The 20,344-nt window shown below is 69.0% G+C and carries 17 protein-coding genes; 9 read left to right on the top strand and 8 right to left on the bottom strand.

Features of this window, described 5'->3' with window-relative positions; genetic code table 11:
- The 4 genes from G5C60_RS38750 to G5C60_RS38735 form a co-directional block, all read right to left on the bottom strand.
- On the bottom strand, positions 1-1,380 hold a 1,380-nt coding region (locus tag G5C60_RS38750), incomplete at its 3' end, for an aldehyde dehydrogenase family protein (protein WP_165266759.1).
- 58 nt (positions 1,381-1,438) lie between these two features.
- Positions 1,439-3,214: an N-acyl-D-amino-acid deacylase family protein gene (locus G5C60_RS38745; protein WP_277611443.1), complete on the bottom strand. Its 1,776-nt coding sequence runs from the start codon at positions 3,212-3,214 to the stop codon at positions 1,439-1,441.
- 69 nt (positions 3,215-3,283) lie between these two features.
- Positions 3,284-4,402, bottom strand: a complete 1,119-nt coding sequence (locus tag G5C60_RS38740) for an LLM class flavin-dependent oxidoreductase (RefSeq protein ID WP_165266755.1) — start codon at positions 4,400-4,402, stop codon at positions 3,284-3,286.
- Between the two features lie 134 nt (positions 4,403-4,536).
- Positions 4,537-5,319 carry an SDR family NAD(P)-dependent oxidoreductase gene (locus tag G5C60_RS38735; protein WP_165266753.1) on the bottom strand — a complete coding sequence of 261 codons (783 nt, stop codon included), beginning with the start codon at positions 5,317-5,319 and terminating at the stop codon, positions 4,537-4,539.
- A 259-nt stretch (positions 5,320-5,578) separates the two neighbouring features.
- Between G5C60_RS38735 and G5C60_RS38730 the strand changes: the two genes are divergently transcribed.
- Both G5C60_RS38730 and G5C60_RS38725 read left to right on the top strand, forming a co-directional pair.
- The gene (locus G5C60_RS38730; protein ID WP_338146053.1) at positions 5,579-6,322 is read left to right on the top strand and encodes a hypothetical protein; all 744 of its coding nucleotides are present in this window, start codon (positions 5,579-5,581) and stop codon (positions 6,320-6,322) included.
- A gap of 53 nt (positions 6,323-6,375) precedes the next feature.
- Positions 6,376-7,188, top strand: a complete 813-nt coding sequence (locus G5C60_RS38725; protein WP_165266751.1) for a hypothetical protein — start codon at positions 6,376-6,378, stop codon at positions 7,186-7,188.
- Between the two features lie 117 nt (positions 7,189-7,305).
- Here G5C60_RS38725 and G5C60_RS38720 read toward each other — a convergent pair whose 3' ends face one another.
- From G5C60_RS38720 to G5C60_RS38710, 3 genes are all read right to left on the bottom strand, one after another.
- Positions 7,306-8,052 carry a LuxR C-terminal-related transcriptional regulator gene (locus G5C60_RS38720; RefSeq protein WP_165266749.1) on the bottom strand — a complete coding sequence of 249 codons (747 nt, stop codon included), beginning with the start codon at positions 8,050-8,052 and terminating at the stop codon, positions 7,306-7,308.
- 213 nt (positions 8,053-8,265) lie between these two features.
- Positions 8,266-9,189 (bottom strand): LLM class F420-dependent oxidoreductase, encoded by a 924-nt coding sequence (locus G5C60_RS38715; protein ID WP_165266747.1) that lies wholly within the window; start codon positions 9,187-9,189, stop codon positions 8,266-8,268.
- Positions 9,186-10,418: an amidohydrolase family protein gene (locus G5C60_RS38710; RefSeq protein ID WP_165266763.1), complete on the bottom strand. Its 1,233-nt coding sequence runs from the start codon at positions 10,416-10,418 to the stop codon at positions 9,186-9,188. Before G5C60_RS38710 ends, G5C60_RS38715 begins: the two co-directional genes overlap by 4 nt.
- Before the next feature lie 328 nt (positions 10,419-10,746).
- On the opposite strand from G5C60_RS38710, the gene afsR reads away from it, so the two are divergent.
- The 5 genes from afsR to G5C60_RS53810 all read left to right on the top strand — a co-directional run bounded on the left by afsR (position 10,747) and on the right by G5C60_RS53810 (position 17,316).
- Positions 10,747-13,704, top strand: coding sequence for an SARP-family global regulator AfsR (afsR, locus tag G5C60_RS38705; RefSeq protein WP_165266745.1), 2,958 nt, complete (start codon positions 10,747-10,749; stop codon positions 13,702-13,704).
- 220 nt (positions 13,705-13,924) lie between these two features.
- Positions 13,925-14,152: a hypothetical protein gene (locus G5C60_RS38700; protein WP_165266743.1), complete on the top strand. Its 228-nt coding sequence runs from the start codon at positions 13,925-13,927 to the stop codon at positions 14,150-14,152.
- Between the two features lie 602 nt (positions 14,153-14,754).
- A complete protein-coding gene (locus tag G5C60_RS52640) occupies positions 14,755-15,285 on the top strand; it encodes a hypothetical protein (RefSeq protein WP_241267386.1) in 531 nt (176 codons plus the stop codon).
- A gap of 137 nt (positions 15,286-15,422) precedes the next feature.
- On the top strand, positions 15,423-16,076 hold the full coding sequence (locus G5C60_RS38690; RefSeq protein WP_165266739.1) for a hypothetical protein: 654 nt from the start codon (positions 15,423-15,425) through the stop codon (positions 16,074-16,076).
- Positions 16,077-16,203: 127 nt separating this feature from the next.
- A complete protein-coding gene (locus tag G5C60_RS53810; protein WP_338146052.1) occupies positions 16,204-17,316 on the top strand; it encodes an O-antigen ligase family protein in 1,113 nt (370 codons plus the stop codon).
- A gap of 22 nt (positions 17,317-17,338) precedes the next feature.
- Here G5C60_RS53810 and G5C60_RS38680 read toward each other — a convergent pair whose 3' ends face one another.
- Positions 17,339-18,940, bottom strand: a complete 1,602-nt coding sequence (locus G5C60_RS38680; RefSeq protein WP_165266737.1) for a FadD3 family acyl-CoA ligase — start codon at positions 18,938-18,940, stop codon at positions 17,339-17,341.
- Positions 18,941-19,046: 106 nt separating this feature from the next.
- Between G5C60_RS38680 and G5C60_RS38675 the strand changes: the two genes are divergently transcribed.
- Together G5C60_RS38675 and G5C60_RS38670 are read left to right on the top strand one after the other, a co-directional pair.
- On the top strand, positions 19,047-20,195 hold the full coding sequence (locus G5C60_RS38675) for a lipid-transfer protein (RefSeq protein WP_165266735.1): 1,149 nt from the start codon (positions 19,047-19,049) through the stop codon (positions 20,193-20,195).
- Between the two features lie 4 nt (positions 20,196-20,199).
- A partial coding sequence (locus tag G5C60_RS38670) for a zinc ribbon domain-containing protein (RefSeq protein ID WP_241267387.1) occupies positions 20,200-20,344 on the top strand: 145 nt, incomplete at its 3' end.

Raw genomic sequence — 20,344 nt, 5'->3', positions numbered from 1 at the left:
CTTCTTGAAGCCCCCGAACGGGGCCTCCATGTTCCGCCCGACCGTGTTGACCCCCACCCCACCGGCCCTCAGCTGCCGCGCCACGCGGAACGCGCGCGCCACGTCTCCCGACCACACGTAGTCGATGAGGCCGTAGTCGCTGTCGTTGGCCAGCTCGACGCCCTCCTCCTCGTCGTCGAAGGGGATGACCACGACGACCGGGCCGAAGATCTCCTCGCGGGCGACCCGCATGTCGTTCGTGCAGTCCGCGAGGAGGGTGGGGGCGACGTAGAAGCCCGTGTCGTACGCAGGTCGCTCGCCGCCCGCGACCACCCGCGCGCCCTCCTTGCGGCCCAGCTCGATGTACGACTCGACCCTGTCCCGGTGCGCCGCCGAGATCACCGGGCCCACGACCGTGCCCTCGGCGCGTGGATCGCCCACCTTCAAATAGCCGATGTACGCGGCGAGTTGGTCGACCACACGGTCGTACACCGCCCGCTGCGCGAGCACCCGCGTCGGTGCCGTGCAGATCTGCCCGCTGTAGAACGAGAACGTCGTCCCGATCCCCGACACCGCCGACTTCAGGTCCGCGTCGTCGAAGACGACCGCCGCGCCTTTCCCGCCCAACTCCATCAGCTGGCGTTTCATGTCGCGCCCGCACACCTCGGCGATGCGCTGCCCTACGGCCGTCGAGCCGGTGAAGCTCACCATGTCCACGTCGCCCGAGTCGACGGCCGCCTCGCCGACCTCCGCCCGGGAGCCGCTCACCACGTTCACCACACCCGGTGGCGCCCCCGCCGCCTCGAGCGCCTCCGCCATCCGGTACACCGACAGCGGGTCCTGGGGAGCGGGCTTCACCACCACCGTGTTGCCCATCGCCAGGGCCGGCGCGATCTTGCCTGCCGGGTTCGCCCAGGGGTTGTTGTACGAGGTGATGCAGGTGACGACGCCGACCGGCTGGCGTACGGCCAGCGCGCCCATGACGGCCGCCTTGCCGAACGGGCCCGCCTCGTTGATCTGCGGGACAAGCGCCTCCTCGACCGGCTCCAGCGCGCCTTTCGCGTACCGCCTGAAGCGGGCCGCGCCCACGCCCACCTGCATCCCGCGCGCCGTCCCGGTCGTGGCGCCGCTCTCGGCCTGGGCGAGTTCGGCGTACGGGACCAGATTGCGCCTGATGATGTCCGCCGCCCGGTCCAGGACCGCGGCGCGCTCCTCGGGGGCCGTACGCGACCACGGCCCGAAGGCCTCGCGGGCCGCGGCGGCCGCCGCGTGCACCTGATCCCGCGAGGCCTCCGGCGCCAACCCGACGACCCCCTCGGTCGCCGGGTCGATCACCTCGTGGAAACCGCCATCGGGTACGACCCATGAGCCCCCGATGAACAGCCGCTGCTCGTCCGTCACCTGGTGCTCACCTCAGCCACTTGGCTGCTCGCCCCGGCCACTTGACTGCTCGCCCCGGTCATTTGGTACTCACTGTCCGGGTGTCCCGCCCGGAGCGCAGCACCTTCCCCGGCACCGCCCCCGTCACCTGGTCCCCGCGGATCGCCTCGACCCCGTTGACCCAGACCGCCTTGATCCCGATCGCCTTGGAGTCCAGCCGCGGGCTGTCTCCCGGCAGGTCGTGCACCAGCGTGGCCTTGCCGGCGTCGATGCGCTCCGGGTCGAACAGGACGAGGTCGGCATGCCACCCCTCGGTGATCCGCCCGCGCTCGCGCAGGCCGAAGAGCTGGGCGGGATCGTCGGTGAGCATCTTCACCGCCTGCTCCAGACCGACCAGCTTCCGCCCGCGCAGGCAGTCCCCGATGAACCGTGTCGTGTACGGCGCCCCGCACATCCGGTCCAGATGCGCCCCGGCGTCGGACCCGCCCAGCATGACGTCCTCGTGCTGCCAGGTCTCGGCGCGCAGGGCCCAGGAGTCGGGGTCGTTGTCGGTCGGCATGGGCCACAGGACCGTACGCAGTTGATCGTTGGCGCAGATCTCGACCAGGCACTCGAAGGCCTCCTGGCCGCGCTCGGCCGCGATGTCCCGTACGACGCGACCGGTGAGGCCCTCGTTCTCCGGGCTGTACGTGTCTCCGATGACGTACCGCTCGAAGTTGGCGAGGCGGCGGAAGACACCCGCCTCCTTCGAGTCCGCGCGGCGCAGCATCCCGGCCCGTACGTCCGGGTCGCGGAGTTTGGCGATCCGCTCGGGCACCGGCAGGCCGAGGATGTCGCCCCAGCCGGGGATCAGGTTGAGCGCGCAGAAGGTGCCGAGCGACATGTTCATGGGGGTGAGAATCGGCATGGTGAGCGCGATGATCCGGCCACCGGCCTTGCGGGCGCGCTCACTCGCGGCCAGCTGCCTCGGTACGCGGTCGGGCACGGCCGCGTCGATCGTCAGGACGTTCCAGTTCAGCGGGCGGCCCGCCGACGCGCTCATCTCCACGAAGAGGTCGATCTCGTCGTCGCTGAACTGGTCGAGGCAGCCCGCCACGATCGCCTCGATCTGCGTGCCCTCGTGTTCGGCGACCGCCCTCGACAGCGCCAGCAGTTCGGACGGCTTCGCGTGCCGCGACGCGACCGGCTTCCCGTCGCCGTCGGAGTGCGTGGACGACTGCGTCGTGGAGAGCCCCCACGCGCCCGCGTCCATCGACTCGTGGAAGAGCCGCAGCATGTCCGACAGTTGCTGCTCCGTCGGCTGCCCGCCCACCGCGTCCGGCCCCATCACATACCGCCGCAGCGCACAATGCCCCACCATGAACCCCGCGTTGACGGCGATCCGCCCCTCCAGGGCATCGAGATACTCCCCGAACGTGTGCCAGCTCCAGGGCGCCCCCTCCTCCAGCGCGACCAGCGACATCCCCTCGACCTTGGACATCATCCGCCGGGTGTAGTCGGCGTCATCGGGTCGGGAGGGATTGAGGGGCGCGAGGGTGAAGCCACAGTTGCCGCCGGCGACGGTCGTCACCCCGTGGTTGAGGGAGGGAGTCGCGTACGGGTCCCAGAAGAGCTGGGCGTCGTAGTGCGTGTGGGGATCTACGAAGCCGGGGGCGAGGACGAGGCCGCCGGCGTCCTCGGACGACCGGGACTCCTCGGTGACCGTACCGATGACGGCGATCCGGCCGTCGCGTATCCCCACGTCAGCGGTGTAGCCGGGCGCGCCCGTCCCGTCGACGACGGTCGCGCCCTTGATGACGTGATCGAGCATAGAGCTCGCCTCCTTAAACTCCGGTGCGTTGGACGCGCCCCTCAGGGGCGCGGGGAACTGCGCGACCAGCCACAGACGGCCCGCAGCCGCGCATGGCCCGCAGCCCCACGGCGATCACGCGGCTTGCCGGAACCGCGAAGTCCGATGAACAGGATCCGTATCGATCTTCGGAATCACGTGCTCCCCGACGAGCCGAATCGTCTGCAGCGTGTCCTCCCGGGAGATCCCGATCGGCATCCCGAAAGACAGCTGATCGGCCCCGGCCGCCTCCCACCGCTTGCACTGAGTGAGCACCTCGTCCGGATCCCCGCAGATCAACAGCTCCTCGGCGATGAGGTGCTCGATGATCTCCTCGTTGAACTCGGGAAGCGTCTCCGGCCACACGGGGAACCCCTCAGGCCTCGGGAACGTGTCGTGGTACCGGAAGACGAGCGACTGGAGGTAGTGGAGCCCGCCGCTCGCGGCGATCCGTACCGCCTCCTTGTGCGTGGGCGCGCAGATCGCCGTCGACGTCACCATCACGTTGTCGTTGACGAAGTCCCCGACCGGCTGCGCCTCGACGATCGCCGTCTTGTACTGCTCCAGCACCCACTCCATGTCGGAGACCTTCTGCACGCTGAAGCCGAGCACGCCCAAGCCCTTGCGGGCGGCCATGGCGTACGAGGGCGGGGACCCGGCGGCGTACCACATGGCGGGGTGCGACTTCCCGTACGGCTTGGGCAGGACCTTGCGCGGCGGCAGCGACCAGTGCTTGCCCTGGAACCCGACGTACTCCTCCTGGAGCCACATCTTCGGGAACTCGGCGATGGTCTCTTCCCAGATCTCCTTGGTGTAGTTCATGTCGGTGACGCCGGGGATGAAGCCGAGGATCTCGTGCGAGCCCGCGCCCCGCCCGCTGCCGAACTCGAAGCGGCCCTCGCTGAGATGGTCGAGCATCGCGACCTTCTCGGCGACCTTCACCGGGTGGTTGACCTGGGCGAGAGGGTTGAAGATCCCGGACCCGAGGTGGATGCGCTCGGTGGCGTGCGCCAGATACCCGAGGAAGACATCGTTCGCCGAGAGGTGCGAGTACTCCTCCAGGAAGTGGTGCTCGGACGCCCAGGCGTACTTGAAGCCCGACCTGTCCGCCTGGATGACGTACTCGGTCTCCTCCATCAGCGCCTTGTGTTCGGCGAGCGGATCGGTCTCGGCCCGCTTGCCCACGTATCCCTGTACAAAGAGCCCGAATTCCAAGGAGGTTCACCGTCCCCAACATCGGTATCTGACGTGCCGTCAGATCTACTCCGCCGACTGTTGCACCGCACCCGCGAAGGGTCAATAGCTGACGGGGCGTCAGCGAAATCAGAGCACCGGATCAGGGGGCCGAATCAGAGGACACTGACCCCGGCCAGCCACCCCCCGTCGATCACGAACGGCTGCCCCGTGATGTACGAGGAGTCGTCACCGGAGAGGAAGAGCACGAGCCGCGCCACCTCCTCCGGCTGCCCGATCCGCCCGAGCGGCACGAGTTTGCGGTACAGCCGGTCGATGCCCTCGGCGGCCTTCTCCGCGTCCGCGTCCGCGTCGGGATCGAGCTGGGCGGGGTTGCTCATGGCGGTGTCGATCGCGCCCGGGCAGACGGCGTTGACGCGTATCCCCTTGCCGGCCAGCTCCAGCGCGGCCACCCGGGTCAGGCCGACGATCGCGTGTTTGGTGGCGGCGTACGCGCCGACGTACGCCATGCCCGTCACTCCGGCGTACGAGGCGGTGTTCACGATCGTGCCGCCGCCGGCCTCCGCGATCTCGGGCGCGACCGTCTTGATCCCGAGGAAGACCCCGACCTGGTTGACCTGCACGATCTGCTGGAACTCCTCGAGCGGCGTGCTGACCAGCTCGTTGAAGCGCAGGATCCCCGCGTTGTTGACCAGCCCGTCGATCCGCCCGTACGTCTCCTTGGCCGCGGCCACGGCGGCCTGCCAGTCACCCTCCTGGCTCACGTCGAGGTGCGCGTACTTCGCACCCAACTCCTTGGCCAGTGCCTCTCCTTGATCGTCCAGTACGTCCCCGATGACGACCTGGGCGCCCTCCGCGACGAAGAGCCGCGCCTCCTGTTCGCCCTGGCCGCGCGCGGCACCGGTGATGAGGACGACGCGTCCGTCGAGCTTGCCCATGGGGTGCCTCTCCTTCGTCGCCTGCACTTCGTCGCCTGCGTCCTGACGCCTCTTGATGCTCCCTGACGCCTCATCGTCGTATCTGACGGACCGTCAGGCAAGAGGGAGGGCGGTGGCGGGTGTGGGGCATCGCACACCCGAAGTGACCGACAGGTAGGGACATTTGACTCTGTCGGGATCCGCCGAGCGGACGTCAATATTCCTCAACGGGAAGGCAAAGGAACTCCCAATAAAAGTCCCCTCAAGGAGAGAGCAGAGCGTGGCCAAGAGGCGATTCAAGAACAAGAAGGTCCGGTATGTGGCGATCGGGGCGGCGATCACGACGGGTGCCGCCGTTGCCACCGTTCTCCTGCCGTCGGCCAACGCCGCCGAGGAGAAGACGCCGGAAGAGATCATCAGGCTGTGCGAAAGGACCGAGGTCCTCAACGGCAAGAAACAGTCCCTCGAAGACTTTGGTGGCCATGGGATCGCCGGCCCCAGTTTCGAGTCCGACACCTGCGATTTCGTCGAGACGAAGTTCGAGACCTTCGACGGCCCCACGGAGAAGGTCACGGTCGACTTCCCGAACTGCGAGCCGAACGCCACCGAGCCCGCGAAGGTCGACACGACTTGGAAGGCGACCGTGGGTCAGGGCGAGGGCAAGTACACCGCGACTCAGCAGGGCGCCGGCGGAGGGCTCTTCGGCGCCCTGAGCGGGTCCTGGCTCAAGCACAAGGGAACGACCGACCTGACCCTCGAGACGGTGACCGCCGGCGACAAGGAAACGAGGGATGTTCCGGTCGGCAAGGTCCTCCACATGGAGTTCACGCCGAAGATGCAGCGGATGACGGGCGAATGGCGAGTGAAGATCGAGGCCCGCTCGGCGACCACCACCACCAACGCCGTCCCCGAGCAGAACTACACGGCGCAGGACGTCGTCGAGGGACCCGTCACCCTGGCCGGAGCCGCCGGAGCTCCCGGAATCGCGGACGGGGAGCCCAAGGCCATCCTGACCGACTGCTGACGGACCTTTCTCCAGCCCTCAACTCCCCACACTTCCCCCCAAGGAGACGCACCATGACACGCCCCGGCCGCAAGGGAAACCACCGGAGCAGGAAGAAGCGCATCACCCTCATGCTGGCCCCAGTGGTGGCCGCCGGGGTGGCCGTTCCGCTGATGTACTCGGCGGGTGCCGCCACCCCCTCCGAAGTGTCCAAGGACTGCGCGGAGAACTCCGACAAACTGGAGAACTGCGAATTCGTCGACGTCCAGTTCAAGAGGAACAACCTGGGGCCCAACAAGCGCGTTTCCACCCCGTCCGACAACTGCGGAGCCACGACTGCTCTCGAGAAGAACTTCTCGGTGTCCACATCGGTGGTCAGGTCCATCACGCTCGAAGACGGGTTCGTCGCCGCCGCCGATTCCAAGCTGAGCAGCTCGTTCTTCGAGATCGGCGCCAAGTTCAACACGACGGAATTCAGCCTCGAGCGTGACGACACCGGCACCGGCTTCGATTTCTCCAGGACCGACAAGGTGCAGCCCGACCACATCGGCTTCTTCATGTGGTCGGAGAAGCGCACCGACGTGAGCGGGTACCTCAAGGCCACGTACAAGGAGGAGCAGGACGGCCAGAAGGTGTTCTTCTCCCCCAGCGAGGGCGCCAAGACCGTGCATGTCTTCTATCCGCAGATCCTGAAGAACGGCACCCCTGACGGCCGCCTCTGGCTGCGCAACGTGAAGTGCGGTACGCCGCAGGCCGAGGAAGTCCAGGGCGGCAGCAGCCCGCAGAGCGCCGAGATCCGTGCCGAGTCGCAGCAGCCCGGATTCGGCGAGGGCGGCGCGAACGTCACGGATGTCGAGATCCCGCTGTCGGAGGTCCCTGCTCCGTAAGGCGCCCGGAGGGCAGTCGTAGCCGACGGCCGACAAGCCCCCGCTTCTCACGCGGGGGCTTCTTCCGTGCCCGTGTCCCTCACGTCGACGCCCCTGCCCGTCACATCGACGGCAGCGTCAGCGAGCCGAGGACCCCAGGCTGTCGCCCTGCCTGGCCCCCAGCCACCGCAGCACCGCGTCCGTACTCCCCCGGGCGTCCAGCTTGGCGTAGATGTTGCTGAGGTTGTTGCGGACGGTCTTCTCGCTCAGCCTCAGCCGCACCCCGATCTCCTGCGCGCCCAAGCCGGTCGACAGTAATTCCATGATCTGCCGCTCACGGGGCGAGAGCATGGACCGCAGCCGTTCCAGGGAGTCGTCGCGCGGCTCGGCCATGCGCTGGGCGCACTCCCTGAGGGCCGCACACGCCACCGGCGAGAGATACGTGTGCCCGGTCGTCGCCCCCACGACCGCGGCGGAGAGCATGCAGGTGCAGTAGTCGCCCTCGACCAGGTAGCCGGCTCCGCCGCGGAAGACCTGGACGATCGTCTCGACATCCCGTTGAGGACTGATCACGATCACTGACGCGTTCATGTCACCCATAGCGCTGAGCAGCCTCGGAAACGCGTCCGCCGGGTCCTCGCAGCGCAGCACCACGACGTCCACGGCGTCGTGGTCCGCGTCGCGGGCACGGTCGCGCAGGAAGTGATGGGGCGCGGGCGCGAACAGTACCCGGTCGACGTACGGATCGTTCGGGGCGGGCCAGTCGTCGTGCGGCCAGTCGTCCTCGGCGCAGGCCAGGACGACGGTCAGTCTGCAGGACGAATCGGCTGGAGCAGCGAGCAGGAGGGAGTGATTCGCCTTGCTGACGTGCCTGGAAGATCGCATTTCGCGTGTCCTTCCGCCGAAGTCATGACGACATTAGGTACGCGACTCGGCTCGGACCTGTTCAAGCTTTCAAAGATTCGCTGTCATGCTGTCAGACAGGTCGCCTTCCGCTGGGAGAGGCAGGGAACTGCGGGTGGTTCGATGGCTGCAGGCCATCGGTGGCTAGTCGCGCAGTTCCCCGCGCCCCTGACGGGCGCCTTCAGGTGCCGCCGCTTAAAGATGCGGAGCTACCTCCGTCCCGAACGCCGCCATCTGGTCCGTGAGTTCAGTCCTGCTCCGGGACCGGAACCGGACCTGGATCTGATGAACCCCCATCGCCCGGTACGCGCGCAACGACTCGGCGAGCACCTCGGGGCGGCCGGAGAGGGTGCGGCGGCCGACTTCCCACCCGGGCTCGCCGACGTACAGCGGCTCGGTGATGGCGCCGACGACGACGGGCTCGGCGACTCCCGCCTCCTCCCGCAGCCGCTTCAACCGGGCGATCTGCTCCGGCAGCCGGTCCCGCGGATCCCCCTGCGGCAGCCACCCGTCCCCCTTGACCGCGGCCCGGCGCACGGCCGCGGGGGATGAACCGCCGACCCAGACAGGGACCCGGACCTGCGCGGGCCGGGGCCGCTGCCCGAGCCCCTCGAAGTCGTACAACTTCCCATGATGCTCCGGGAATTCATCAGGCCCGAGGGCGGACCGCAGTGCGTCGATGCTCTCGTCGAGCACGAACCCGCGCCGCTCGAAATCAACACCCAGCGCCTCGAACTCCTCCTGTACGTGCCCGGCGCCGACTCCAAGAATCAGGCGCCCCCCGCTCAGATGGTCGAGAGTCGCGTACTGCTTGGCGGTGACGAGGGGGTGCCGGAGTCCGACGACGGCGACATGGCTGAGCAGCCGTACGCGCTCGGTGACTCCGGCCAGGAAGGCGAGGGTGGCCACAGGGTCGTACCAGATGGTGCTCATCGCGGCCGCGAGGCGGCGCGGGATGGCGACGTGGTCGCAGCTCGCGAGATACGCGAAGCCGGAGCGGTCGGCCGTGCGCGCGATCTCGACGAGGTCGTCGGGCCCGGCGGCCGCCTCCCACCCCTCGGCGTAGAGGGTGCTCTGTGACTGGACGGGGAGCTGCATCCCGTACAAGAGTCTGCTCATTGGGCACCGCCCGGTCCGGCCCAGAGTCCGTCCTTCGTCAGCCCCAGCAGCTCGATCGCGTTCCGCCGTACGATCCGGTCGACGACGTCCGCGTCGAGGTGCCCCATCTGGGCCTCGCCGACCTGCCTGGACTTGGGCCAGGTGGAGTCGGAGTGCGGGTAGTCGGTCTCGTACAGCACGTTCGGGACCCCGATCGCGTCGAGGTTCTTCAGCCCGAAGGCATCGTCGAAGAAGCACCCGTACACGTGCTCGGCGAAGAGCTCGGACGGCGGGCGGTGGACCTTGTCGGCGACGCCGCCCCAGCCACGGTTCTCCTCCCACACCACGTCCGCGCGCTCGAGGATGTACGGGATCCAGCCGATCTGCCCTTCCGCGTACATGACCTTCAGGTTCGGGAAGCGCTCGAACTTGCCGCTCATCAGCCAGTCGACCATCGAGAAGCAGCAGTTGGCGAAGGTGATGGTGGAGCCGACGGCGGGCGGTGCGTCGGCGGAGGTGGAGGGCATCTTGCTGCTGGACCCGATGTGCATGGCGATGACGGTGCCGGTCTCGTCGCAGGCGGCAAGGAACGGGTCCCAGTCGTCCGTGTGGATGGACGGCAGTCCGAGGTGCGGGGGTATCTCGGAGAAGGCGACGGCGCGTACGCCGCGAGCGGCATTGCGGCGCACCTCCTGCGCCGCCAGCTCGGCGTCCCAGAGAGGGATGAGCGTGAGCGGTATCAGCCGCCCCTGGGCCTCGGGCCCGCACCACTCCTCCACCATCCAGTCGTTGTACGCGCGCACCCCCAGCAGACCGAGTTCGTGGTCCTTGGCCTCGGTGAAGGTCTGGCCGCAGAAGCGGGGGAAGGTGGGGAAGCAGACGGCGCTCTGGACGTGGTTGACGTCCATGTCGGCGAGGCGCTGCGGGACGTCGTACGAGCCCGGGCGCATCTGCTCGTACGTGATGATCTCTAGCTTGATCTCGTCGCGGGAGTACCCGACGGCGGTGTCGAGACGGGTGAGGGGCCGGTGCAGGTCTTCATAGACCCACCAGTCGCCGATCGGTCCGTCGTCTCCGGGGCTGCCCATGACGGGGGCGAACTTGCCGCCCAGGAAGGTCATTTCCTTCAGCGGCGCGCGGACGATACGGGGGCCTCGGTCCTGGTACTTCGACGGGAGCCGGTCCCGCCAGACGTTGGGGGGCTCGACCGTGTGGTCGTCCACCGAGATGATCTTCGGGAAGGTCTCCATGGTCTCCATGGGGTCTTACGGTATCGCTGATCTGACGACCCGTCAGCTATCCCGTCAGCAACCCGTCGGCTACCTGCTGTCCGGTAATCCCCGGTGCATCCCCGGTGTTTCCCCGGTAAGCGGCGGCAAGCGGCGGTAAGCGGTCTCTGGCTTGAGGGGACTGCGTGGTGAGGCTTGAGGGGACTGTGTGGGGACCTTGTGAGACGTTTCAGCCCATGGCACGTCGGCCTGTGATCGACGTCTCCCACGGCTGACGTATCCGCCGTGAACAAGGCAAACTGGCGTGGTTGTCATGACGTTTCGGCAGGGGTTCGGCAGGGGGACAGCGATGGACGATGTACCGCGCGTACCGGAGCCGCTGAAGGAGTGGGAGACCGCGGAATCGGCGGTGCCGCACTTCAGCGTGCTCGGCCCGGTGCGCGCCTGGCGTGGCGCGGAGTCCTTGCCCACCGGGTCCCCGCAACAGCGTGCCCTGCTCGCGGCGCTGCTCCTGCGCGAGGGTCGTACGGCCACGGCTTCCGAGCTGATCGACGCCCTCTGGGGCCAGGAGCCGCCCTCCCAGGCGCTGGCCGCGGTCCGTACGTACGCCTCCCGCCTGCGGAAAGTCCTCGGCTCCGGGGTCCTGGTCAGCGAGTCGGGCGGGTACGCGATCCGGTCGCTGGGCGACGGCTCGCTGGACCTCGCCCTGGCCCAGGAACTGGCGGCGGACGCGGAGAAGGCGCGCAACGCCGGGGATCTGTGCCACGCGCGCACCCTGCTGAACAAGGCGCTGAGCCTGTGGGACGGGGAAGTACTGGCGGGCGTTCCGGGACCGTACGCGGACACGCAGCGGACGCGGTTGGGGGAGTGGCGGCTCCAACTCGTCGAGACCCGGCTCGACATGGACCTCGAACAGGGCTGCCACGCGGAGGCGGTCTCGGAGCTGACGGCACTGACGGCGGCGCATCCCCTGCGGGAGCGGTTGCGGGAGCTGCTGATGCTCGCGCTGTACCGCAGCGGGCGGCAGGCCGAGGCGCTGGCCGTGTACGCGGACACGCGACGCCTGCTCGCGGACGAGCTGGGGGTGGACCCGCAACCGGGGTTGAAGGACTTGCAGCGACGGATCCTGCAGGCCGACCCGGCCCTCGCGGAACCGTCGGCGCCGGTGGAGGAGCCGGCTGCCGCACCCGTGAAGCCGGCGCAACTCCCCGCCACCGTTTCGGACTTCACCGGCCGGGCGTCCTTCGTGGCCGAGCTCAGCGAGGTGCTGTCGGCGGCGTCCGCGGCCGAGGGCCGGGTGATGGCGGTGTCGGCACTGGCCGGGATCGGGGGCGTGGGGAAGACGACGCTGGCCGTGCATGTGGCGCACCAGGCCCGTTCGTCCTTCCCCGACGGCCAGTTGTACGTGGACTTGCAGGGTGCGGGGGCGCGGGCTGCTGAACCGGAGACGGTGCTCGGGGCCTTTCTGCGGGCCTTGGGCACTGCCGACTCCGCCATCCCGGACTCGCTGGAGGAGCGCGCGGCGCTGTACCGGTCGGTCCTGGACGGTCGGCAGGTGCTGGTGTTGCTGGACAACGCGCGGGATGCCGCCCAGGTGCGCCCGCTGCTGCCCGGGACGGCGGGATGCGCGGCCCTGGTGACGTCACGCGTACGGATGGTGGACCTGGCGGGCGCGCACCTGGTCGACCTGGACGTGATGTCTCCCGAGGAAGCGCTGCTGCTGTTCACGAAGATCGTGGGCGAGGAACGGGTGGCCTCCGAACGGAAGCCCGCGCTGGACGTGGTGGCGGCGTGCGGATTCCTGCCGCTCGCGATCCGCATCGCGGCGTCTCGACTGGCGGCCCGTCGCACGTGGACGGTGTCGGTGCTGGCGGCGAAGCTCGGCGATGAGCGGCGCCGGCTGGATGAGCTGCAGGCCGGTGACCTGGCGGTGAAGGCCACTTTCGAGCTGGGTTACGGACAGCTGGAGCCCGCCCAGGCCCGGGCGTTCCGCTTGCTGGGGCTGGCCGACGGTCCGGACATCTCGCTGGCTGCGGCCGCCGCCGTACTGGACCTTCCCGCCGAGAAGACGGAGGACTTGCTGGAGTCACTGGTCGACACGTCGCTGCTGGAATCTGCGGCTCCCGGACGGTATCGGTACCACGACTTGGTGCGCCTCTACGCGCGTGCATGTGCGGAGAGAGATGAGCAGCCGCCGAGTGAGCGGGAGGCGGCCATGTCGCGGTTGCTGGACTTTTACTTGGCTACGGCGGCGGGGGTTTATGCGATTGAGCGGCCGGGGGATCGGATTGTGGATCACCTGGAGCCGACCGAGTACCCAGGGTTGAGGTTCACCGAAGGAGGCGCCGCCCTGGACTGGCTGTACACCGAGGCGGCTCCGCTGCTGGCCTGCGTACACCAGTCCGCGGGCACGGACAGGCTACGTCGCGCAGTCGATCTCCTGTGGATGGCCAAGGATCTGACCGAGTCGGGCGCCAACTCCCACCAGTACGAGACGACAGCCAGGGCGGCGTGCGAGGCCACACGGGCTGCAGGAGACGTACGTGCGGAGGGCAGAGCGCGTACAACCCTCACCAACGTGCTCCTGGTCTCCGGCCGTCTCCAGCAGGCGGCAGAACAGGCTGAGCTCGCGATGGAACTTGCGGCTTCCGCAGAGGACATCACCCCGAGGAGTTGGGCAGCCAACGACTTGGGCCTCGTCTTCCTGCGACAGCAGCGGTACGTGGACGCCAAGACCTTCTTCGACCAAGCAATAGAGGGCTACCGCGCGGCCAGTAACAGGCTCAACGAAGCAGTGACCTTGGCCAATCTCTCACGTGCCCACCTCGGTTTGGACAACGTCGCGAAGGCGGTCGAGATCGCCGAGCACGCACTCGCGGTCCACGCCGAGTTGGGCAGGCCGATGCGCCGCGCCAGCGGGCACTACGCCCTGGGCATGGCTCTGACCAAGGCCGGACGCCATGGCGAGGCACTCAGCCAGTTCTCCGATGCCCTGAGCATCTTCACCGACCACCGGCAGCGGCTCTGGGAGGGAACCACCAACTTCCGGATAGCCGAGGTGCATCTCGCCGCCCGTCATCCCGCGCGAGCGGCTCAACAGGCTGAACAGGCTCTCGCTATGGGCTGTATCGGCGGCGACTGGATGCGGGGCAATGTCCTGACGCTCCTCGGGCGGGCACTCTCCGCTCTGGGGCAGGCGGATCGGGCGCAGGCATGCTGGCGGGAGGCTCTGAATCTCTACGAACAGACCGGCGCCGAGGAAGCCAGCGAGGTACGCGGGTTGCTCAGGCCTGCTGCGGCGGCCTGAGCAACAGGTTGCGTCTCAGAGCATCGCGGACGTTCAGCATTCGTTTATCGCCGCAAGGCAATCTCTTACTCGTCACACCGTCGCGTCGGGGGGCAGGCGGTCTGACGAGGAGCCCAACGATTAGTGTGCGGCTCCGCAACGCCCGTCCGGTGGCCCACGGGGGAGCAGCCGGACGGGCGTTCCTCACTCCACCGTCACTAGAGCAGAGGAACTCGAGCAGATGACCGAGAAGAGCAAGGACGCGGACCTCAAGCCGCAGGACAACAGCGCACCCAGCGGACCGGCGAACGACGAGACCGTCACCACGCTGGACAACAGTGCGCCCGCCCCGCCGGCGAACGACGAGACGCCCGTCGGGCCACTGGACAACAGCGCACCCAGCGCGCCGGCGAACGACGAGACCGTCTCCACGCTGGACAACAGTGCACCGAGCGGACCGGCCAACTAGTCCACTCCCGGCACGGGGATCGGCCGCGGTGGCGCGGAGGGGGAGCCACCGCGGCCGAGGCGTCTCCACCTCGCAGCTCAGGGAGTAATTGGAAGGTTCGGGACACCCACAGCTCCTCTCAACCGTCCCAAACCTTCCAATCAGCCTCCCCCTCCACCGTTATCCACAGGCTCAGGCGGAGTGATCCCCGGCTCCGGGATTCTGAGGCCATGGATCACCAGGGCCCCCTACTCGCTCTCGCCCAGGAAGGCGTGCTCCTCAGTTCGCGTGCGCTCGAAGCCGGCTGGGAGCGCCGTCCGCTCTCCCGGGCGCTCCGGAGAGAAGGCTGGACTCCTGTCCGTGCCGGGGCCTGGGCCGAGCCGGGGCGGGCGGTTGACCTCCCGGTCCGTCTTCGGGCCGTGCAGTTCCTGACGCCGCAGCTCGTCGTGAGTCACCGGTCGGCGGCCGCGCTCTGGGGAATTGAGACGCTCACGCCAGCAGCCCGGAGCCCCCTGGAGTTCATCGACCCTGAGTGCGAGGTTCGCCGGCAGGGAAAAGGGGGCGTGCTCGTACACCGGATGCCTCTCGGAGAAGGAGAGATCGACCGGAGGGACGGCCTGCGCGTGACCCGTACTTCCCGTACGCTCGCCGACCTCCTCCGAGCTGGGCCCCGGGACGAGGCCCAGGTCGCCGTCGAGTCGGCCCTTACCCGGCGGAGGGTCGGGCAGGTCCGCCGGGCAGCCCTCACGACGAAGGCCTTGATCGCCCTCGAGCTCGAAGCCCCGGCGCTCGGAGCGGACAGAGCTCGCGGCTGGTTGCAGCTCACCGACCTAAATGCCGGCTCGACCGCCGAGACCATCGCGCGCCTGCGCATGCACGAAGCCGGCCTCCGACCCGAGAGCCAGGCCGAACTCCGTACGCCCGACGGCCGCCACCGCTACCTGGACTTCTTCTTCCGGGCCGAGGGGCTGGCCGTGGAGATCGAGGGGTACGCCTACCACGGCACCCGTGAGTCCCACCGCCGCGATGTCGCCCGCTTCAACCAGGTGTTTCAGTGCCCGGAGGTCCGAAACCTCCTCCGCTTCACCGCCGCGGACGTCTTCCACCGGCCAGGAGTGATGATCCGGGAGATTCGTGCCGCCCTGGCACACTGAGCCTCGGTCCGACCGGCTCGCGTCGGCCTCGCCCGGCGGTCCTGAACGCGCCCGCTCGGTCAGCCCTTTCCGGAATGAACCCGTCCGCTGTCCCCCACGTCCCCGTACCAAGCAAGGCGCACAAAGGGAGACGGCACATGAACAAGCTGGAGCAGTCGGCCAAGCGAAGGTCGGCCAGGGGTGCCGCAGTCGTCATCGTGGGTGTGCTGACCCTCGGAACGCTTCAGGGGGCCGGCGCCAGTGCCGGCCCGGATGACGCAACAGCCGCGGCATCGGCCCCTGTTGCTGCCGCTCCCGCCACCGTGTGCGTCGGGACGCAGCCGGAGGGCAGCCTCCCCCGTCGCGCCCCCAAGGGGAGCTACCCGGACGACACCCCGTTGTACCGGGTGTTGGCGTACATCGACAGGACGGCCAAGGACTACCCGGGCATCTTCACCGGACTGTCGGTCGACGACGCGAACAGGGCCGCCCACGTCTACCGCATCCCCGGCACGCGAGCCGAGCATTTCGACGCCGAGCTCTGCGGCGCGGCCGAGAAAGGCGTGACGATACGGATGTACGACACCGACGTCACCGAAGCGGAGCTCAAGGCGCTCGTCGATCGCATCAGCGGCGACATGGACCGCTGGAAGGGCACCTTCATGATCTGGTCGGTCGGCATGAACAGCCACCGTGTGTCGGTGGGCGTCTCCGACCCCGCGAAGGCCGAACCGATTCTGAGGGAGGCCTACGGCGAGGAGCACATGAAACACATCGAGGTGGAGTACGAGGAGCAGGCCTCAATCGATTGATTCCTCAGCACTTGGTTCCTCATCGCTGGCCGCTCTGCTGATCCCGGTACGCGGCCGGTCGCGGCCGCGGCTCCGGGACTTCCGTACACGCCTTGATGTCCCCGTCGGGCTGCTGCTTGTCGCCTCTGTGACGAGCACGTACATCGGCGGGCATCCCACGGCGCCGCTGCGCGGGCTGGTGACCGTCATCGCCTGCTACTACCTGGTCGTCGGGCTCCGGCGCACCCAACCCGAGTCGTGGCGGGCGATCGCACTGCTGGCTCTGGTCTCCGTGTCCGCCGCGGGTACGGCAGCGTTCTCGCAGGTGACGAACGCGACGCCGACCGGCTTCTGCCGTACGGGGCTATTCACCGACGTCTCCTGCGATGCCGGCGACGCAGGCGGGGGCGGCGTGCTGATCCGTGCCGTCGGCACGTTCGCGAACCCCAATCTGCTGGCCGCGTTCCTCGTCCTGATGCTCCCGTTCGTCCTGCTCGCCGTCATCTCGGTCGACGAGCGCACGGCCAGGACCTCGGTCGTCCTCATGGGGATCGTCGGGTACGGGGCTCTGCTGACGACCTTCTCCCGCGGCGGCTACGTCGCCGGTGCCGCAGGGCTGCTCGTGTTCGCCGCCGCCTACTGGCCGGCCCCCCGGCTCGCCAACCGGACACAGCGGAGGCTGGTGGCCGGACTGGGGGTGGCTTGCCTGGCCGTCGCTTGCCTGGCCGTCGCGACCGCCGTGATCTGGGCGGTGTCACGGGCCGGCGACTCGCTGGGGGTGCGCGGCCAGGCCTGGGACGCGGCCCTCGGGGTCGCCGCGGACAACCCGCTGGGCGTCGGCCTTGGCCGCTCGGGTGCCGTCATATCCGCAGCGGCGCCCGGCGACCGGGTCTTCGTGCACGCCCACAACCTGTGGCTGAACTGGCTCGTCGAGACGGGGCCGCTCGGGCTGCTCGCCATCGTCTCGGTGACGGTGATCGCCTGGTCCACCGCCGCCCGCGCCGCCCGCGCGAAGTCGGTGATCGGCACTGTCGGTCTCGCCTCACTCACCGGCTTCTTCCTGGCGAGCATGGTGGATCATCCGGCCAACCTGGACCGGATCGCACTCCTCTTCTGGCTCGTCCTCGCCGTCGTCATGGCCGAAGCCCCGGCCCGATGGCGCCACTTCAGCGACCCTCCCGCACCCGTGACCCAGCCCGAGCACCCCGGACACGGCCCTCAACAGCACGACAAGACGGTGACGGTGGCTCGCAGCCACTGAGCCGTCGCCGAGCGAGGGTCGGTCACACGCGCCCCCTCAACTCCCCCTTGACCACCTTCCCGCTCGCATTCCGAGGCAGCTCCCCCATGAACTCCACCGCCCGCGGCACCTTGTAGTTCGCCATCTCGCGTCGCGCCCAGGCGATCAGGTCGTCCGACGTCAGAGTCGTCCCGGGGCGGCGTACTACATATGCCTTGCCCACCTCGCCCAGCCGCCCGTCCGGGACGCCGATCACCGCGACGTCCGCCACATCCGGGTGGAGGTCGAGGAGTTGCTCTATCTCCGCCGGGTACGCGTTGAAGCCGCCGACGATGAACATGTCCTTGATCCGGTCGGTGATACGGAGGTTGCCCGCGGAATCCAGGACGCCGACATCCCCCGTACGCAGCCAGCCGTCCGGCGTCAGCACAGACGCCGTCGACTGCGGGTCCTCGAAATAGCCCCGCATGACGTTGAAGCCGCGGACCAGGACCTCTCCCGGCGAGCCGGCGGGGACCGACGCCCCCGACGCGTCCACCACCTTCACCTCCGTGTCGGGGATCGCCCGCCCCGACGTGGACGCGATCACCTCCGGCTCGTCCCCGCGCCGGCACATCGTGACGATGCCGCTGGCCTCCGAGAGTCCGTACGCGGTCAGGACCGTCCCCACGCCGAGTTCCGTCCGCAGACGTTCCACCAGGCGCAGTGGTACGACCGCCGCGCCCGTCACCACCAACCGCAGGGCCGAGAGGTCGTACGCGTCACGGGACGGGTGGTCCAGGAGGGACTGGTGAAGCGTCGGTGGGCCGGGCAGGACCGAGATCCACTCCGACGCGATGTTCGCCAGCGCCGTGTCCACGTTGAACACCGGCTGCGGGATCATCGTCGCGCCCCGCATCAGGCAGGCGATCACACCCGCCTTGTAGCCGAAGGTGTGGAAGAAGGGATTCACGATCAGGTAGCGGTCGCCCGTCCGAAGGCCCGCCAGATCGCTCCACACCTCGTACGCCCGTAGCGTCTGCGCGTGCGTGATCATGGCGCCTTTGGGGCGGCCCGTCGTGCCCGAGGTGAAGATGATGTCGGAGGGGGAGCCGGGTGACAGGACCGCCGAGCGGTCCCGTGTCTCCGGCTCCCCGACCCCGTCCCCGCTCGCCAGGAAGTCCTTCCACGTGCGGAAGTCGGCGGGTGCGTCGTCCGACAGCACCACCACCTGTTCCAGGTGCGGCAAGCCGGGGAGCGGCCCGATGCCTTCCCCCTCCGAAGCCGCCCGCCGCAGCGACGCCACGTACGACGTCCCCAGGAACGTCCCCGTCACGAACAGCAGCCGCGCCCGGCTGCGGGACAGCACGTACGCCGCCTCCGCCCCCTTGAAGCGCGTGTTCAGCGGTACGAGCACCGCCCCGGCCGACACCGCGCCCAGCGCCGAGACGATCCAGTCGAGCGAGTTCGGCGCCCAGATCGCCACGCGGTCGCCGGCCTGGACGCCGCTCGCGATGCACGCCGCCGCGGCTCGCTCGACGCGTGCGCCCAGCTCCGCGTACGAGACGCGCGTACGCCCCTCCACGACCGCCTCGGTGTCGCCGTACCGCTCGGCCGCCGCGCGGACCAGCCCCGGGATACTGCCCCACTCCAGGTCTCCGCGCATCTCAGTCCTCCCCATACCAACAGGCGTACCACTAGCTGACTACCCGTCAGATTAGCTGTAGCCTGACGCACTGTCAGCAGTGCGGACTCCAGGGAGGTACGTACCCATGACCGAACTCAAGGACGCGACCGCCATCGTCGGGATCGGTCAGACGGCCTTCGCCAAGCAACTCCCGGAGTCCGAGAAGACCTTGGCCTGCCGCGCCGTCCTCGCCGCCCTCGACGACGCCGGGATCCCGCCGAGCGAGGTCGACGGCCTCGCCTCGTACACCATGGAGGAGACCGACGAAGTCGAGCTGGCGAAGGCGATCGGCGCCGGCGATCTCACCTTCTTCAGCAAGGCCGGCTACGGAGGCGGCGGTTCGTGCGCCACCGTCGCGCATCTCGCCGCCGCCGTCGCCACCGGGCAGGCCACCGTCGGGGTCGCCTGGCGGTCGCGGAAGCGGGGGTCGGGCCCGAGGCCCTGGAAGAACACGACAGCCCAACTCCCCACCCCCGCCCAGTGGACCCGCCCCTTCGGACTCCTCCGGCCGGCCGACGAGATCGCCATGCTCGCGCGCCGCTACATGCACGAGTACGGGGCGACCCGGGATCACTTCTTCAATGTCGCGCTCGCCTGCCGCAACCGGGCCAATCAGAACCCCGCCGCGATGATGTACGAGCGTCCCCTGACCCGCGAGATGTACATGACCTCCCGCTGGATCAGCGAACCCCTCTGCCTCTTCGACAACTGCCTCGAGACGGACGGGGCGCTGGCCTGCGTGATCGTGTCCAAGGAGCGGGCGCGCGACTGCCGGCAGACACCCGTGTACGTCCACTCCGCCGCCCAGGGCCTGCCCGCCCAGCACCACGGCATGGTCAACTACTGGAACGACGACCCGCTCACAGGCCCGGCCTGGACCGCCGCCCGGCACCTGTGGAAACACGCCGACTTCGGGCCCCACGACACGGACGTCGCCCAGATCTACGACGCCTTCACGGCGCTCATCCCGCTCTCCCTGGAGGGGTACGGCTTCTGCGGGAGAGGCGAGGGCGGCGCCTTCACCGAGGGCGGGGCCCTGGAGATCGGCGGACGGCTGCCGGTCAACACGAGCGGCGGCGGGCTCTCCGAGGCGTACGTCCATGGCTTCAACCTGATCAACGAGGGCGTGAAGCAGTTGCGGGGCACGAGCACCGCCCAGGTCCCGGACGCCGCGACCTGCCTGGTCACGGCGGGTGAGGGCGTCCCGACCTCCGCGATCCTCCTACGGAACTGAGGAGATGACGATGCCGGGAGAACTCCTGTCCCCCGTCCTCGATGACGACGGCGCCCCCTTCTGGGAGTACGCCGCCCGGGGCGAACTCCGCATCCAGGCCTGCGCCGACTGCGGCGAACTCCGGTTCCCGCCCCGCCCCTGCTGCCCCC

It is taken from the genome of Streptomyces scabichelini (genome assembly GCF_011045015.1).
Taxonomy (GTDB): Bacteria; Actinomycetota; Actinomycetes; order Streptomycetales; family Streptomycetaceae; genus Streptomyces; species Streptomyces scabichelini.
This window is presented reverse-complemented; position numbering and strand designations above follow the sequence as displayed.

Coding starts and splice junctions, on each gene's coding strand:
- G5C60_RS38735 (WP_165266753.1), bottom strand. CDS start 5,319: ATGGGCAAGCTCGACGGACGCGTCGTCCTCATCACCGGTGCCGCGCGC.
- G5C60_RS38725 (WP_165266751.1), top strand. CDS start 6,376: ATGACACGCCCCGGCCGCAAGGGAAACCACCGGAGCAGGAAGAAGCGC.
- G5C60_RS38720 (WP_165266749.1), bottom strand. CDS start 8,052: ATGCGATCTTCCAGGCACGTCAGCAAGGCGAATCACTCCCTCCTGCTC.
- G5C60_RS38715 (WP_165266747.1), bottom strand. CDS start 9,189: ATGAGCAGACTCTTGTACGGGATGCAGCTCCCCGTCCAGTCACAGAGC.
- G5C60_RS38710 (WP_165266763.1), bottom strand. CDS start 10,418: ATGGAGACCTTCCCGAAGATCATCTCGGTGGACGACCACACGGTCGAG.
- afsR (WP_165266745.1), top strand. CDS start 10,747: ATGGACGATGTACCGCGCGTACCGGAGCCGCTGAAGGAGTGGGAGACC.
- G5C60_RS38700 (WP_165266743.1), top strand. CDS start 13,925: ATGACCGAGAAGAGCAAGGACGCGGACCTCAAGCCGCAGGACAACAGC.
- G5C60_RS38690 (WP_165266739.1), top strand. CDS start 15,423: ATGAACAAGCTGGAGCAGTCGGCCAAGCGAAGGTCGGCCAGGGGTGCC.
- G5C60_RS38680 (WP_165266737.1), bottom strand. CDS start 18,940: ATGCGCGGAGACCTGGAGTGGGGCAGTATCCCGGGGCTGGTCCGCGCG.
- G5C60_RS38675 (WP_165266735.1), top strand. CDS start 19,047: ATGACCGAACTCAAGGACGCGACCGCCATCGTCGGGATCGGTCAGACG.